Source organism: Kibdelosporangium banguiense (assembly GCF_017876405.1).
Lineage (GTDB): Bacteria > Actinomycetota > Actinomycetes > Mycobacteriales > Pseudonocardiaceae > Kibdelosporangium > Kibdelosporangium banguiense.
Genome location: NZ_JAGINW010000001.1, coordinates 424,535 through 440,208 on the forward strand (window position 1 = coordinate 424,535; position 15,674 = coordinate 440,208).

At 65.3% G+C, this 15,674-nt stretch carries 14 protein-coding genes and 1 pseudogene; 6 read left to right on the top strand and 9 right to left on the bottom strand.

The genetic code is table 11. The annotated features are described in order from the left end of the window. Nucleotides 1-2,076 carry a tetratricopeptide repeat protein gene (locus JOF56_RS01910; RefSeq protein ID WP_209633761.1) on the top strand — a complete coding sequence of 692 codons (2,076 nt, stop codon included), beginning with the start codon at nucleotides 1-3 and terminating at the stop codon, nucleotides 2,074-2,076. Here JOF56_RS01910 and JOF56_RS01915 read toward each other — a convergent pair. Genes JOF56_RS01915 through JOF56_RS01925 form a run of 3 tightly spaced genes read right to left on the bottom strand, consistent with a single transcriptional unit; the run spans nucleotide 2,060 to nucleotide 4,327 of the window. After that, on the bottom strand, nucleotides 2,060-2,983 hold the full coding sequence (locus JOF56_RS01915; protein ID WP_209633763.1) for a carbohydrate kinase family protein: 924 nt from the start codon (nucleotides 2,981-2,983) through the stop codon (nucleotides 2,060-2,062). The two genes, JOF56_RS01910 and JOF56_RS01915, sit on opposite strands and share 17 nt — an antisense overlap. Beyond that, nucleotides 2,980-3,156 carry a hypothetical protein gene (locus JOF56_RS01920; protein ID WP_209633764.1) on the bottom strand — a complete coding sequence of 59 codons (177 nt, stop codon included), beginning with the start codon at nucleotides 3,154-3,156 and terminating at the stop codon, nucleotides 2,980-2,982. Before JOF56_RS01920 ends, JOF56_RS01915 begins: the two co-directional genes overlap by 4 nt. Continuing rightward, nucleotides 3,149-4,327: a hypothetical protein gene (locus tag JOF56_RS01925; RefSeq protein WP_209633766.1), complete on the bottom strand. Its 1,179-nt coding sequence runs from the start codon at nucleotides 4,325-4,327 to the stop codon at nucleotides 3,149-3,151. The genes JOF56_RS01920 and JOF56_RS01925 overlap by 8 nt, the downstream gene beginning before the upstream one ends. A 235-nt stretch (nucleotides 4,328-4,562) precedes the next feature. Here JOF56_RS01925 and JOF56_RS57580 point away from each other — a divergent pair. Both JOF56_RS57580 and JOF56_RS01935 read left to right on the top strand, forming a co-directional pair. After that, nucleotides 4,563-5,246: pseudogene (locus JOF56_RS57580) on the top strand (AfsR/SARP family transcriptional regulator); the annotation flags it as partial. A gap of 148 nt (nucleotides 5,247-5,394) precedes the next feature. Then, a complete protein-coding gene (locus tag JOF56_RS01935; protein ID WP_307854879.1) occupies nucleotides 5,395-7,440 on the top strand; it encodes an ATP-binding protein in 2,046 nt (681 codons plus the stop codon). A gap of 390 nt (nucleotides 7,441-7,830) precedes the next feature. Here the strand turns inward: JOF56_RS01935 and JOF56_RS01940 are convergent, their stop codons facing one another. Further along, nucleotides 7,831-8,193, bottom strand: coding sequence for a VOC family protein (locus JOF56_RS01940; protein ID WP_209633769.1), 363 nt, complete (start codon nucleotides 8,191-8,193; stop codon nucleotides 7,831-7,833). A gap of 11 nt (nucleotides 8,194-8,204) precedes the next feature. Continuing rightward, complete coding sequence (locus tag JOF56_RS01945) at nucleotides 8,205-8,639, bottom strand: YybH family protein (protein ID WP_209633771.1); 435 nt, start codon at nucleotides 8,637-8,639, stop codon at nucleotides 8,205-8,207. A 100-nt stretch (nucleotides 8,640-8,739) separates the two neighbouring features. On the opposite strand from JOF56_RS01945, the gene JOF56_RS01950 reads away from it, so the two are divergent. Genes JOF56_RS01950 through JOF56_RS01960 form a run of 3 tightly spaced genes read left to right on the top strand, consistent with a single transcriptional unit; the run spans nucleotide 8,740 to nucleotide 10,709 of the window. Beyond that, complete coding sequence (locus JOF56_RS01950; RefSeq protein ID WP_209633772.1) at nucleotides 8,740-9,099, top strand: YciI family protein; 360 nt, start codon at nucleotides 8,740-8,742, stop codon at nucleotides 9,097-9,099. Further along, nucleotides 9,096-10,277 carry an RNA polymerase sigma factor gene (locus JOF56_RS01955; RefSeq protein WP_209633774.1) on the top strand — a complete coding sequence of 394 codons (1,182 nt, stop codon included), beginning with the start codon at nucleotides 9,096-9,098 and terminating at the stop codon, nucleotides 10,275-10,277. Before JOF56_RS01950 ends, JOF56_RS01955 begins: the two co-directional genes overlap by 4 nt. Nucleotides 10,278-10,292: 15 nt before the next feature. Then, a complete protein-coding gene (locus tag JOF56_RS01960) occupies nucleotides 10,293-10,709 on the top strand; it encodes a CoA-binding protein (protein ID WP_209633776.1) in 417 nt (138 codons plus the stop codon). On the opposite strand, the gene JOF56_RS01965 is transcribed toward JOF56_RS01960, so the two are convergent. From JOF56_RS01965 to JOF56_RS01980, 4 genes are all read right to left on the bottom strand, one after another. After that, nucleotides 10,694-10,936, bottom strand: a complete 243-nt coding sequence (locus tag JOF56_RS01965; protein WP_209633778.1) for a hypothetical protein — start codon at nucleotides 10,934-10,936, stop codon at nucleotides 10,694-10,696. The genes JOF56_RS01960 and JOF56_RS01965 overlap by 16 nt on opposite strands. Nucleotides 10,937-10,957: 21 nt before the next feature. Then, nucleotides 10,958-13,219: an ATP-binding cassette domain-containing protein gene (locus JOF56_RS01970; RefSeq protein WP_209633780.1), complete on the bottom strand. Its 2,262-nt coding sequence runs from the start codon at nucleotides 13,217-13,219 to the stop codon at nucleotides 10,958-10,960. 255 nt (nucleotides 13,220-13,474) lie between these two features. Next, complete coding sequence (locus tag JOF56_RS01975) at nucleotides 13,475-14,503, bottom strand: NlpC/P60 family protein (RefSeq protein WP_307854880.1); 1,029 nt, start codon at nucleotides 14,501-14,503, stop codon at nucleotides 13,475-13,477. A 131-nt stretch (nucleotides 14,504-14,634) separates the two neighbouring features. Then, nucleotides 14,635-15,543 (bottom strand): shikimate dehydrogenase family protein, encoded by a 909-nt coding sequence (locus JOF56_RS01980; protein ID WP_209633782.1) that lies wholly within the window; start codon nucleotides 15,541-15,543, stop codon nucleotides 14,635-14,637. Nucleotides 15,544-15,674: the final 131 nt, after the last annotated feature.

Sequence of the window (15,674 nt, forward strand, 5' to 3'; positions counted from 1 at the left end):
TTGGCTGACACACGCAACGAGGTCTCGTCCGCTGTGACCGGACCGGTCTTCCAGGCCGGTGCGGTCCACGGTGACGTGCACTTTCATTCGCCTGACCTCGCCGCGCTGATCCCCCGTCAGCTTGTCGCACCACCCGCGCATTTCGCCAACCGGCATCAGGAACTGGCAGATCTGGAAAGCGCGGCAACGCAATCCGATCGGCGCGTGCCCGCAGTGGTGCTGCTCAAGGGGCAAGGCGGGGTCGGCAAGACCGCACTTGCCTTGCGCTGGCTGGACCAGGCGCGTGAACGCTTTCCCGACGGCCAGCTGCACGCGGAACTCAGCCATCCAACGGGCGAACCCGTTGCGCCGGACGAGATTCTCGGTCAGTTCCTGCGCGCGCTGGGCATTGCGCCCAACCAGGTTCCGGTCAGCCTGGCCGAGCGCACCGCCCTGTTCCGGTCGATGACCGCTGAGCGGAAACTCGCTGTCCTGCTGGACAACGCGGTGACTGCCGCACAAGTACGGGTTCTGGTACCTGCTTCTCCGGACAGCCTCGTGGTCGTCACCAGCCGTCGACCGTTGATCGGTCTGCTGGCAGCAGGCGCGACGACCATTCCTGTCAGCCCGTTGACCGACGCGGGCGCGATCGAACTGCTTGAACGGCACGTCGGCGCCGAGCGCGTCGCCACGGAACGAGGCCCGGCACAACAACTTGCCCGGTTGTGCGGGGGCCTACCGTTGGCATTGTGTGTGGCAGCCGCGCTCACAGTGTCACGGCCGACACGTTCGCTGACCTGGATGGCACGTGAACTGGTCAACGAGGAGCGCAGGCTGGAAGTGCTTTCGGTGGAAGAGGACCTGTCCGTGAGATCGACATTCGACCTGTCGTACCGGGATCTTCCGCCCGCGGCCGCTGTCACGTACCAAGCGCTTGGCCTGCACCACGGTGCCGTGTTCCGGCTCGACCTGGTCGCCGCGGCCACGAACACCCCTGTCAGCCAGGCAAGTCAGGCCGGCGACCACCTCCTGGACGCCAGCCTGGTCGACGAACTCGGCGACGGATACTTCCGTCTGCAAGATCTCGTCCAAGCCCACGCGAATACTCTTGCCGGGACAAGCGATCAGATCGACCCGGCCGTCATCCGGCGGCGAATGATCGAGTGGTACCTGGTGGCCATGCAAACAGCCGGGAGAACGGTACTACCGGCCAGACGCGTCCTGTCCTTCGAGCCGTCCGCCGAACCCACCGCGACCACCGGGCTGGACGACCCGCAGACGGCACTGCGCTGGATGGAACGCCAGCGGGTCGATGTGCTGGCCGCGGTCCGGGCCGCCGAAGAACACGGCTGGCCGGACCTGGCCTACCTGCTCGCCGACGCGTTGCAGCCGCTTTTCCTGGTGTACAAGAACTATCAGGACGCGATCGAGATCGGCACGATCGGACTGCGATCCGCGCGGGCGACCGGGAACCCGGCAGGCGAGAACAGCGTCCGCAAAAGTCTGGCCCGCACGTACATCCAGCTCGGCCGGGTCGAGGAAGCACACCAGCAGATCAGCTCGGTGCTCGAGAACGCACGCGCGAACGGCAACCGGCGGGCCGAGGCAAGCGGGTTGAAGAGCCTGGCCATGCTGCACGCGAGGACCGGGCATTTCGAGCGGGCGGTCGAGTACTTCCATCCGGCCCTGGAGATCCTGCGCGAGCTGGGAACCAGCCGGGAACAAGGCCTGATGCTGATCGAACTCGGTACCGCACTGCTGGAAGCCGGTCGACTGGAGGAAGCCGAGCGTCACCTCAGCGAGGCGCACGGACTGCTCGCCGATTCGTCCACATCGGACCGGCTGAACGCCGCACGGGCCGCGACCGCACTCGGCCTGGTCCATGTCCATCTCGGCGATCACACACGGGCGCAACAGGAACTGCACACCGCGCTCGAAGCACTCACCGAACTCGGTTTCGACGTCGACCGGGGCCGTACCCACCAGGCACTCGCGGAGCTTCACGCCAGCATGGGCAACGCTGCCGAAGCACAGAATCACCGCGACAGCGCCGCCCGATTGCTGACCCGTTCGCCGTCACCTAACGAAGACGACTGATCTCCGGCAGGCCGTGCCCTTCGACCAGTCCAGCGATCACAGCACTGGACAGATCATCCGGATCGTCCGGCGAGCGGCCGACCTTCCAGCCCGCCGTGAGCACAGCGTGCCGCACCGCCGCGACGGGATCACCCAGCGACAGGTAGTGGTGCACAAACGATCCGAGCAGCGTGTCGCCCGCACCACTCGTGTACCGAACGCCTCGCGGAGTAACGGCGCGAACCCGCCAGACCGATCCGCGAACTCCGAGCACCGCACCGGCCGGACCACATCCGACCAGGCACAACTCGGTGCCATATGCCGAGTGGAGCATCCGCACCCATTGCTCGGGTGGCACCGGAAGTTCCTCGTGCGAGCAGGCCAGGATGTGCGCGACCCGCATCCAGTCCTGGTTGTGCGGCTTGGCCATGTCGGCTACGACATGCAGATCGGTGGCAACGGGAATTCCTCTGTCCACAACGGACGAGATCAACGGCCGGGTGAACCCGATGTTCGTGAGTACTGCCAGATCGCACCCACCGGCGAGGAGACCTTCGAAGATCTCCGGCGGATATCGTAACGACGGCACGGTCCGGAGATCGGTCGTGTTCGCACGGGTTCCCTGTTTGTCGTACAGAACAACAGAACGCGGCTGGGTACCGGCAACGAGCACACCCGGCCCGTACATCCCGGCTTCCCGCAGTCCGCTGACTGCGAGCAGCCCCAAGGAATCCATGCCCACATAGGTCGCGAACGACACATCGGTGCCCAGGTTCTTCAGGGTCCGCGCGACCCCGAAACCCGACCCCGACAGCTGGACACTGATCGCCTCCGGCTGTCGCCTGCTCGACACGAAGGATACCGGGAACCGTTCCACCGCAAGAGCGCTGCGAATGTTCACCACGCCGGCGACCACCACCCGGGTCATGCCGCACCTCGGATCCGGATCAGAACCCAGCTGTGATCGGCCGCGACAGCCACAGCCGCGAGACATCCCGGGTATTGCACCAGGATCCGGGCCGTCCACTGCGCCGCACCCGCCGTGTCAACGTGTTCAGCCACAATCACATCCGCGATCTGCAGCATGGTGTCGTCACGCATATCGGTACCCCCATTGCGGTGCGAGTGCCGGGATCGGCTCCGGCGCGCGGTGGCGTCCCGGCACGTCCAGGTTGAGCAGCCGGTAGATCTCCGCCCGCAGCAGCCGATGCGCGTGCCCCGGCCGTGACGTCAGCCGATCCACCATGTCCTTGTCATCCACCGGGACGGCAGCCCGAATCTGCGGCAATACCGGCATTTCCCGGTGCAACCTCGGTGCATCGGCTGCCAGCAATGCCTGCGCCGACGTGCCATTGAGCTGATCAATCGGGGAATCCGTGCACACCACCGGCTTTCCCAGGGCGGCCGCGTACACCGACAGCGATCCGTGATCGCCGATCACGAAGTCCGCCGCGATCACCGCCGCTCGCCAGTCCATCTCCGGTTCGGCCAGAATCATCCCGGCCGCCCTCGGCTCGGTCAGCCACGCCAGGACCTGCCGCCGGCCGTGGCACCACCACACCTGGGGATGGATCAGCGCCGCGACGTGCACCTGGCTTCGCCGCAGTTCGTTGGTCAACGACTGCAGGAACTGGATGTTCCTGCCGAACAGGGACGCCGGGCCCCAGGTCGACGTGACCACAAGCAGCTGATGTCCAGAAGGGACGCCCAACGCCTCCCGGTAGGCCGCCCGCATCCGTTGACTGACAAGCATTCGATCGAAACACGGATCTCCGGCCACCAGTGCCGCCGGAAGCGCTTCGGGACATTGCAGTGCCAGGACTTCGCGTTCCCATTCGTGCGCCAGCACGATTGTGGCGGCCAGCACCCGGCCGTCCTTCATCAGTCGCTGGGCATCGAGGCCGTACACCCCGCCACGGCCCGCTGCCCGTTTTCCGTATCCCGCCCCATGTGGCATGACGATCACGGGCGCGTGTAACTGGTCGAGCCCGCCGTAGGCCGCCGCCAGCGCGAGGTCGAAGCGTTCGCGCCGGGCGTCGGCCCACGGGATCTCCAGCGCTCCTGCCGAGCGCAGAAACCCGCTGACGCCCTGGGTGAACATGTCCGGTGCCTGGGTGTAGACCAGCTGCACCCTCGGGTCGGACTCGACCAGGTCGACGACGTCCATCAGCCGCTGTCCCGCGACAACCGTGTGCACGGCGACCAGTACGTTGCGGCAACCCGCTCGAGTGATCCATTTCTCGGCGTCGATACCGATTGGCAATGCCTTCACTGTCCCTGACTCCCCTCAGCCGACAGCACCCCCGCGGCTGGAAGAGTCCCGGCCCCACCGGACATCTCGCTTGCAATCGGCTTGCACCCTGGCGAACACTCCAGGTAACGATGTGGCATCAGTGAGTGATCATGGCGAAAGTCGCCGTCCCGGGCGCCCACACTTTTCTGGTGTAGAGCAGCCGAACCAGCCAGGGGTGGTGCTGGTGGAGTTCCACATTCTCGGACCGGTTGGCATGTGCGCCAACGGCCGTGCCGTCGACCTGCGCTCGGTGAAGGTGCGCGGCCTGCTGGGAATCCTGCTGTTGAAGGCCAACAAAGTCGTTGGCACGGGCCTGCTGTCGGACGGACTGTGGGACGACGCGCCGCCACCTGTGCCCAAAAGCACCCTGCAGGTCTATGCCTCCAGGCTGCGCCTGGTGCTCAAGAAGGCAGGCAACCCGGCCACAGTGATCACCGAGGACGACGGCTACCGACTCGAAGTCGACCCCGGGACGATCGACTACCACCGGTTCCTCGACCTCGTGCGGTCAGGCCACGCGGCATCCAGCCAGTCGGAGCACGCCCGCGCTGCCGAATGCTTCGAGGCCGCAGTCGATCTCTGGCGACGGCCGCCGTTGGCGACCTTGAAGACATCCTGGGCGGAGCGGCAGCGTGAGACCCTCACGACCCGGGAGCTGTTACCCGCGTGGAGCACGCTGTTCGAGGCGAAGCTGGAGCTGGGCGACCACGAGTTCGTACTGACCAAGCTGCATTCCCTGCTCGGCGAACACAGCCATGACGAGACGCTTGCCCAGCAATGGATGCGCGCGCTGGCGGCGGTGAACCGGTCAGCGGAGATCCACTCGTTCTTCAAGGACTTCACCCGCCGCCTGCAAGCCGAGCTCGGTACACCGCCCAGAGACGAACTGGTCCAGCTCTACCACGAGCTGACCATCCGGCGGGAAACCATCGGCCTGCCCGCGCCCCGGGTGATCGGCAACTGGGATCTGCCCGCCGACACGCCTTATTTCACCGGCCGGGAAGATCTGCTGGCACAGCTGGACCAAACTGGCCGGAACGCCTGTTGTGACGGTCGACGGCCATCCCGGCGTCGGCAAGACGGCACTCGTCACGCATTGGGCACGCACCAGGGCAAATCGTTTCCCGGACGGCGTTTTGTACGCGAACCTCCAGGGATACGCGGTGGGCGCGCCGACCGAGCCGACGATTGTCATGAACACATTCCTCAACGCACTCGGCACATCGGCCGAGCACATCCCGAACACCATCGAGCATCGAACGGCAGCGCTGCGCCAATTGCTCACCGAACGGAAACTGCTCGTCGTGCTGGACAACGTTCTCGACTCGGCGCATGTCCTGCCCTTGTTGCCCGCGGTCTCCCCTTGCCCAGTCATCGTCACCAGCCGCCGTCAGCTGACAAAGCTCACGTACGGCCATGGCGCCGAACGGATCACTGTCCCGGTGCTGCCTGCCGATGACGCCCAAACCCTGCTGCGCAAGCGAATCGGTGACCGGCCGGAGGCGGCGATCGCGGAGCTGGCGGAACTGTGCGACCGGCTTCCGATGGCGTTGCTGATCGTCGGTGAGCACGTGCATGCTCGTTCATCGGTGCCCATCGCGCACCTCGTCAACGACCTCAGGCAGACCTCTCGCCTGCTCGATGCAGGGCAGCTCGGCGACGACCTCACGGTCAGCCTCCGGTCGGTGTTCTCCTGGTCCTACCGCGCTCTGTCGCCGAGTGAGGCCCGGCTACTGCGATTACTCGGCCTGCACCCGACACCACGCTTCAGTTCACATGCGGCGGCCGCAGTCACTGGGTACAGCCTCGAAGCCACCCTCCATGCTCTCGACGGCCTGATCGGTGCGCACCTGGTTCAGCAAGATGAGGCTGACCGGTACTCGATCCACGACACCCTGCACGCGTTCGCCGCCGACCTCGCCGACGAACCAGGTGCGGTCACCCGCATGGCCGACTGGTACCTGCGGAGTCTGAGCAACACTCACCAGCTGCTGGTCCATGACGACCACCCGGTGCCTGAACTGCCATCCGCGACAGACACCACCCCCTTGACCTTCACCTCGGAGAACCAAGCTCTGCAGTGGTGCATGGCCGAACGCGCGAACCTGACCGCCATGACACATCTCGCCGCACAGCACGGCCTGGATGAACATGTGTGGCGGTTCGCCGGGTGTCTCGGGGACTTGCTGGACCGGTCAGGCGACACCCACGTACAGGTCCAGATCCACCAGTCAGGCTGGAACGCCGCCGCCCGGCTGGACAACCGGCAGGCCACAGCGGGCTGCCTGAACAATCTGGGCAAGGCGTTCATCCGGTTGCACCTCTACGACAAGGCGGAGCAATTCCTCGACCTGGCACTGCCCATCTTCGAAGAGGTCGGCGACGTTTTCGGAGCGGCCGTCTGCCGGCACAATCTTGGCACTGTCTACCTGGAACGCGGTGACCCGCACCGAGCAATTGACGCCTACCAACAGGCATTGGCTCGGTTCGTCCAAATCGGGCACGATTGGTCCGAGGCGCATGTGCATCACCGCCTGGGTGATTGCTACCGCAATCTCCGCAATGCATCGGCAGCAGACAAGTCCTACCAGCTGGCACTGGCGCTGCGAACCGCGATCAATGACCAGCGCGGCCGTGGGATCACTCTGACCGCGCTCGGTCAATTGCACCTGGAGCAGGACAATATCGCCGCGGCCGTGGACTTCTGCCAGGCGAGTCTGAACATCCACCGGCAGACCGCCGATCAGGGCAATACCGCGAAAGCACTGTGCACATTGGCTTCCGCCCTCATCCGGCAATCACCGCACCAGGCCGTCGCCCAAGCCAACGCGGCCGTGGTCATCTATCGCGAGCTGAGCGATCCCTATGAGCACACGCACGCGTTGACAGTACTGGCCTCTGCTTATGAGGCGGTCGGCGAACTCGGCAACGCCCTCGACACCTGGTACCTCGCACTCAGAAGCTTGGACACACTCGGTGATCCACGCACAGCGGATGTCGAACTTCGTATCCAGAACCTACGGCGAGCCATGAGCGGCATCCCGGGCCCACGGCCGGACGAAGCAGAAATCCCTACAACACAAGAGAACTAGCAGGGAGGCGACCCGACCGCGCCTCCCCCGGCCCCGCTACGCCGGAATGGTTCCGGCCATGGCCGTCATCCCATACCACAGAATGCCGACCGCCCAAGCAACACGAACAACCACGCGGTTCCATTTGGACAAACCACGCATGCCGGGTTTCCTCCTTAGCGAGAGACACTTCGAGAATATGGAGGATCTTGTCAGACCTCCCACGACTCGCTTTCACTAAGGGTCGCCTTCACCCGCTCTATCGAGGCGCTTTTGCTACACAGTCAGTAGTTTCGACCCCACCAGTGCGTGATCATCTGCCCGAAAGAGTGAAACTCTGTCCATTTCTGACCGATCTTGCCCCTCTTGTGAGCGACCGTCTACCGGTCGCCCGCAAGAGGCGAGAATTGTTCAGTTTTGCAGAACTGACAGGATGTTTCCGGCTGGGTCGGTGAACCATGCGATCGGCGGGCCCATTTCCCGGAAGATGCCCTTCGGGTCCGTGTTCGGGTACTTCTCGAAGGTGACTCCCCTTGCGGTCAGTTCGTCCACAACAGAGTCGATGTCCTCGACTGGGAAGTTGAGGATGGTGAATGTCGCGGGTGTGTGGTCCTTCTTGGGATAGACCAGGGTGTCCCGGTCGCCCGCTAGGTGCAGAGTGAGCATCCCGTTCGCCTCGGAGACCCGGATGCCCAGGGTGTCGCCGTAGAACTGTTTGGCGGCTGGGATGTCGTCGACCGAGAACCCGCTGAATGCCTTGGTGTTCGCGAACATGGTCATCTCCTTCACGGCTGAAGGTCGAGTGCGGCGCCGAACGATCCGTCCATGTAGAACGGCGTGGAGCTGTGCTCGTGCGCGGTCAGCCAGTCGCCGTCGATCTTGCGCAGGCAGACCGTCACGCGAAACCATAGGTCGAACTGCTCGGGGCTGCCGTGCGGTGTTGCCGAGAGCCGGTTGAGGCTGTGGCAGTAGGCCAGGTCCTCGCCCGCGAACACCTCGAGGTCCCGGATCTCGTAGTCGACCGGTCCGTCGAACGCCGCGAACCAGCTCGCCAAGGCCTCGGCGTCCAGGGGTGCGACGTTGCGCAACGGCGGGGCGAGGTCGTACTTCACGATGTCCGGCGCGTACTGCGCGACGATCCGCTTGGCGTCGCCGTCGATCATCGCCGCGGCCTTCGCGGCCATGATCTCGCGGATGCGTGTCTCGCCCTGACTGGTCATGATGTTGTCCTCCGGAAAGATGGGTACCTTGCACCCGGGACGTAGAGACCGGTGCGGCGTTCTCGACATCTTCGGTGAGAATTTTTCCGGGAGGGGCATCGTGAAGTACTTGATCATGATCCAGATCAACCCGACGGCCAAGCAGATGTGGGACAGCATGTCGGCTGAAGAGCAGGCGGCGGGCTATCAGGAGCATGGGGTGGTGCGGGAGGCCATGGCCGCGTCCGGCGAGCTGATCGTGGGCGAGGCACTGGCCGATGTGTCGCTCAGCAAGCGGATCACGGTGAAGGACGGCACAGTGATGACCACTGACGGGCCGTTCGCCGAGGTCAAGGAGTACCTGGCCGGGTTCTACCTGGTCGACTGCGAGAACATCGACCGGGCGATCGAGCACGCGGCCCGGCTGCCCGAGGCCGAGCATGGTCTGATCGAGGTGCGGCCGGTGCTGGACCTGACGTGAACACCCTGCTCAGGGAACTCGCGCCGCAAGTGCTCGCGGCGCTCGTCCGGCGCTACGGCGACTTCGACGCGTGTGAGGACGCAGTGCAGGAGGCGCTGCTCGCGGCCACAGTGCAATGGCCTGTCGAGGGCACGCCGGACAACCCCAAGAGCTGGCTGATCACGGTCGCCTCCCGACGGCGGATCGAGGTCTGGCGCAGCGAGACAGCGCGCTTGCGGCGAGAGGAAACCGTCGCGTCTCTGCCGCCGCCTGATCCCGAGTTGGTGACCGGAGTCGACGACACGCTCACCCTGTTCTTGCTGTGCTGTCACCCGTCGCTGACCGAGTCATCGCAGGTCGCGCTGACGTTGCGGGCTGTTGGCGGGCTGACGACGGCGGAGATCGCCCGGGCGTTCCTGGTGCCGGAGGCGACTGTGGCGCAACGCATCAGCCGGGCGAAGCAGAAGATCAAGGCCGGTGGCGCGGAGTTCCAGATGCCGTCGGACTTCGACGCCGTGCTGAAGGTGTTGTACCTCGTGTTCAACGAGGGATACACCGCGAGTTCCGGTTCGTCGCTGCATCGCGTGGAGCTCAGCAGCGAGGCAATCCGGCTGACGCATCAATTGCACGCACAATTGCCCGACGATGGTGAGGTCACCGGGCTGCTTGCACTGATGCTGTTGACTGACGCCCGCCGTCCCGCGCGCACCCGTTCGGACGGCGCTTTGGTCCCGCTCGCCGAGCAGGACCGGAATCTGTGGGACCACCAGGCTATTGCCGATGGAATCGCACTGATCAGCTCAACACTCCCGACCGCTCCGATCGGGCCGTATCAACTGCAGGCCGCCATCGCCGCGGTGCACGACGAGGCTCAGTGCACCGAGGACACCGACTGGCCCCAGATCCTAGGGCTCTACGACGTATTGCACCGGATTGCACCGGGGCCAATGGTCGCATTGAACCGAATTGTGGCCGTGGCAATGGTGCACGGCGCCGAGACAGGTCTGACGCAATTGTCCGCGGCCGAATCCGACCCCGCACTCGCCGGTCACCACCGTGTGCACGCGGTCCGCGCACATTTGCTTGACATCTCCGGCGACACCGCCGCAGCGCGCACGCAATACGAACTCGCCGCGCGCCGAACACTCAGCGAGCCCGAACAACGCTACCTGACCTCGCGCGCAGCACAACTGTCCTGAGGCATGATCGGGGTCATGCGATCGTGGGCGGAGCCGGGCGACATCCGGTGGATCCTGGAGAACTGCCAGACCTGGGCCATCGTCGGTCTGGCCGACAATCCCAGCCGCGCCGCGCACGGCGTGGCCCGGTTCCTCAAACAACACGGCAAACGAATCGTGCCGGTGCATCCCCTGGCCGAGACTGTCTGGGGCGAGCAGGGCTACGCCACCCTCGCCGACATCCCCTTCGAGGTCGACTGTGTGGACGTCTTCCGCCGCGCCGCCGAAGCCGGCCCATTCGCCGACCAAGCAGTCGCCATCGGCGCGAAAGCCGTCTGGTTCCAGCTCGACGTCATCGATGAGGCCGCCTTCGGCCGGGCAGGAGAGGCCGGGCTGCGCATGGTGATGGATCGCTGCCCGGCCATCGAGTGGTCCCGCTACGGACCCGGCTGACTGTTCGCGCCTTGCTTGTCCGCGCCCTTACTGTCCGTGGGCAGGTCTCGCCTGCGTAGGCGGATTGCTCGGACGCCCATCCCGACGCTCACCGCGCCGATCACCACAAAAACCAGGCCGGCCCACTGTTTCGTGCCGAAAACCGCGATTCCGGCCACGAGCATCAGCATGATGCCGGCTGCGACCCGGCCAGTGGACTTGAGCCACTGCGTGTAGTGATCAGTCATGTACGTCCCAACGCTCGGACCTCAGCCTACATAGGCCCTCAGGTGCTGCGCGGTCAGTGACTCGCTTTTGGTGACCAGCTCGGCGGGCGTGCCGGTGAAGACGATCTCGCCGCCGTCGTGGCCGGCACCAGGGCCGAGGTCGATGATCCAGTCGGCGTGCGCCATCACCGCCTGGTGGTGCTCGATCACGATAACTGTGTTGCCGTCGTCGACAATCCGGTCGAGCAGGCCGAGCAACTGGTCCACATCGGCGAGGTGCAGGCCCGTGGTGGGCTCGTCCAGGACGTACGTGCTTGCCTTCTCCCCCATGTAGATGGCGAGTTTCACGCGTTGGCGTTCGCCGCCCGACAGGGTCGTGAGAGGTTGGCCGAGGCCGAGGTAGCCCAGGCCGACGTCGGCCAGACGGTCAAGGATCGAACGTGCCTGCCCGGTCGGGAAGAACTCCCGCGCCTCGGTCACCGACATGGCCAGGACCTCGCTGATGTCCTTGCCGCGCAACTTGTATGTCAGCACCTTGGGGGTGAAGCGCTTGCCTTCGCATTCCTCGCAGATCGAAGCGACGCCCGCCATCATCGCGAGGTCGGTGTAAACCAGGCCGATCCCCTTGCAGTTCGGGCAGGCGCCCTCGGAGTTGGCGCTGAAAAGCGCCGCTTTGACTCCGTTGGCCTTGGCGAACTCGGTGCGAATCGGGTCAAGCAATCCGGTGTATGTCGCCGGATTGCTCCGACGTGAGCCCCGGATCGGGGACTGATCGGCCACACTCACGTCTTTGCGCGTCGAGACCGATCCGTGGACAAGCGAACTCTTGCCGGATCCGGCGACGCCGGTGACCACAGTCAGCACACCGAGCGGGATGTCCACGTCGACGTTCTTGAGGTTGTGCAGGTTCGCGCCGGTGATCGACAGCTGGCCGGTGGGCGTGCGTACCGTGTCGCGCAGCTTTGCCTTGTGGTCCAGGTATCGGCCGGTCAGTGTGCCGGAAGTGCGCAGTCCGGCCAGGTCGCCCGAGTAACAGATGGTGCCGCCGGACGTGCCCGCGCCGGGACCCAGGTCGACCACGTGGTCGGCGACCTCGATGACCTCCGGCTTGTGCTCGACGACCAGGACGGTGTTCCCCTTGTCGCGCAGACGGATCAGCAGGTCGTTCATCCGCTGGATGTCATGCGGGTGCAGGCCGACTGTGGGCTCGTCGAAGACGTACGTGACGTCGGTGAGGCTGGATCCCAGATGCCGCACCATCTTCACGCGCTGCGCCTCCCCACCGGACAGGGTCGCGGACTCCCGGTCCAGGCTCAGGTAGCCCAGGCCGATCTCCACCAGCGAGTCCAGCGTCTCGCGCAATGTACTGAGCAGGGGCGCCACCGACTCGTCGGTAATGCTCCGAACGAACTCAGCGAGCTCATTGATTTGCATCGAGGAGCAATCCGCGATGTTCCGACCGGCAATCTTGGACGACAGCGCCGCCTGTGTGAGCCGCGTACCGCCGCACAGTCCACAGGTGTCGAACGTGACTGCGCGGTCCACGAAGGACCGAATGTGTGCCTGCATCGACTCGCGGTCCTTGGCCAGATAGACCCGCTGCACCTTCACCACCAGGCCCTCATAGGTGGTGTTCATCGTGCCGATCTTGACCTTGGTCGCCGGTTTGTACAGGAAGTCGTGCCACTGCTGCGGGGTGAAGTCCTTCAGTTTGGTGTCCGGGTCGGCAAAACCGGCGAGCGCGAGCGTCTGCCAGTACCACCCATCCACATTGAACCCGGGAACCGTGACGGCGCCCTCCCGCAACGTCAGGTTCCGGTCGACAAGCTCGTCCACATCCACCGCGGAGACCCGGCCGAGCCCCTCACACTCCGGGCACATGCCCTCAGGCAGATTGAAGCTGAATGCACCGGAAGTCCCCACGTGGGGTTCACCGAGCCGGCTGAAGACAATCCGGAGCATTGTGTACGCATCGGTCGCGGTCCCCACCGTGGACCGCGAGTTGGCGCCCATCCGCTCCTGATCGACCACGATCGCCGCACTGAGGTTGTGCAACGCGTCCACATCCGGCCGCCCGAGACTCGGCATGAACGACTGGATGAATGCCGTGTAGGTCTCGTTGATCAGCCGCTGCGACTCCGAAGCGATGGTCCCGAAGACAAGCGACGACTTGCCCGAGCCCGACACCCCGGTGAACACACTGAGCCTGCGCTTGGGAATGTCGACAGACACGTTCGCCAGGTTGTTCTCCCGCGCACCGCGAACCTGGATCACGTCGTGACTATCCGCCTTGTGGTCCCCCATGTGCCTCTCCTCAATAGCTTACATCGTAAAGAGTCACCCTAGCAGCAGCGCCGCAGCCAGCGCCCGGCTGTGGACAACCGGCTGCCTGTGGACAACCCACCCCCACAGGCACGCTTCTCCCCCAGAACTGTCAGACCCACCGAGTAGCGTGGAAATCGGGGGGCCGGAGGCCGCGCAGACACAAAACAGGCCCCGGCGGGTGCCGGGGCCTGTTCACAGAACTGGTCCGCAGTGCGGATTTTCGAGGGCTGGTTCTCAGCCGATGGGGCGCTTGGCTCCGAAGAAGTCGCTGCCGCCCTTGGCCATCGGCGCGGACAGGACCGGGATGCCGTAGTCCGAGGCGTGCACGATCATGCCGTTGCCGATGTACATGCTGACGTGGTGGATGCTTGCGGCGCTGTTTCCGTAGAAGAGCAGGTCGCCGGGCTGCAGTTCGCTCTTGGAGACCGGACGGCCCACCTTGTACTGCTCACGGCTTGTGCGCGGCAGTTTGTAGCCGTGCTGGGCGTATGCCCACATCATCAGGCCCGAGCAGTCGAAGACCGGCGGTTTCGTACCACCGAGGGCGTAGCGGTCGCCGCGGCGGCTGAGGGCTGACGTCACGGCCTTGCCGGCGATGCTGTTGCCGGGGAAGTAGACGCCCTTGTCGATCTCGCCTTGCAGGGCGGCACGGTCGGCCGCGGACAGCTTGTCGAGCGAGGACGTGATCTCGTTGATCTGTTTGTCCAGCTCGGCCCGCTTGGCCTTGATCTGCTCGCCCAGTTTCACCGCGGCGTCACGGGCTTCGGTCGCGCGGCGCTGGGCGTCGGAGGCGTTCTTCTCCGCGCTCGCGGCCTGGTTCACCGCGCCGGTGAGTTCCTTCAGCGCTGTGTTGTTGTCCGTGGCCAGGACGTTGAGGGCCGACGAACGGGCCAGGAAGTCCTCCGGCGAGGTGCCGGTGAGCAGCGCCGACAGCTTGTCGAAGCGGGCGCCGTGGAAGGCGGCGGTCGACAGCCGCTCCACCTGGCCGCGGAAGGCGTCCTCTTTGACCTTCGCCTCGGCTTTGGAAGCGTTGGCCGCGACCATGTCCACGCCGGCCTTGTCGATTTCGGCCTGGCGGGCCTTGCGGTCCTCCTCGGCCTGCAGGAAGTCCTCGTTGAGCTCTTTGGCCTGCGTGTTGAGTTCACGGAATTTCTGCAGGGCCGGCGATTCCTGCTGCGCCGAGGCGGGCATCGGCAGGAGTGCGGCCAGCAGCGTGATCACCGCGGAGGCGGTCAGCGCCCCGCGCTTGAGTCTGTGCGACACGGCGTGCGTGTCTCCTTCGTCGTCGATCGAGCACACCAAGCTGGCCGGACACGGGCGGCCAAGATCTCGGCAAGATTACGAAATCACGCACAGTGAGTCCACACCGGGTGCGCCCAATGCATGTGACCTGGTCAAAGACGCGGCCGGAACTCGTCGGCGGCCGTGGAGAGTTCGCCGAGCAGAGCCGGGGTCAGCTCGATCCGGTACACGGTCGCGATCACCTTGGACCAGCCGTGGATGAAATACCGCCAGCCGTCGACGACCGTGAGGTCGTCGACTGCCTGGCGTTTACCGGCGGTGGCCAGGAATTCCAGCCTGCCCCGGTAGTTGACCTCCCACGCCACGCCCCCGCGCGGGAAACAAGCGTCCTCGGTAACCGGCGAGCCGGGTTTGTCCTTGCCCAGACCGGTCGCGTTGACCACGACACTGCCCGGCGGGAGTTGCGACATGAGGGTGTCGACCGGGCCGAGCACCTGCACTGTGTCCACGTGCGTGGGCACGCTGCCCTTACGCAGCAGGAAACGTAAAGCTGTCAGGCGTTTCTTGGAGATGTCGGTGCAGAAGATCCGCCTGGGCGAGTCGGCCCGGTGCGCGAGGTACCAGACGATCGCGGTCCCCGCGCCACCCGCGCCCAGGCACAGCAGCTCACCGCCGGTGGACGAAAAGTGGTTGTCCGGCAGGAACTCCTCGATGGCCAGGCCCGCGGTGACCGGGTCGAGCGCGTGCCCGATCAGCCGGCCGTCCCTTTTGGACAGTGAGGAGATCTCGCCGCACAGTGCGGAGAAGTCGTCCAGCTCGGCGAACATGTCGGCAGCCGCCTGGTAGACGCCGATCTTGTGGGTGGTGATCAACGCCCCGCGGATGTCCTCGTCGGCGGCGATCCGCCCGATCACGTGCCGGTAGTCCTCGGCGCGAGCGTCCAGCGGCAGGTCGAAGCCGGTCAGCGAGCGGGCCGGCAGGCCGAGGATCTCAGCCCAGCGCGGGAAGATCCGCATGATCGACGACTCGGCGGTACTCACCCCGACGAATCCCATGCTCACCGCGTGACCTCCCCGACAACCGGCACGACCCACAACCTTAGCCGGGCCGCTCGTCCGACCCCTTCAAATCCCGGTGTGCAAATTTCTTGTGACCAGCGTCATGAGCCCGCGACCGCGACGTCACCACAACA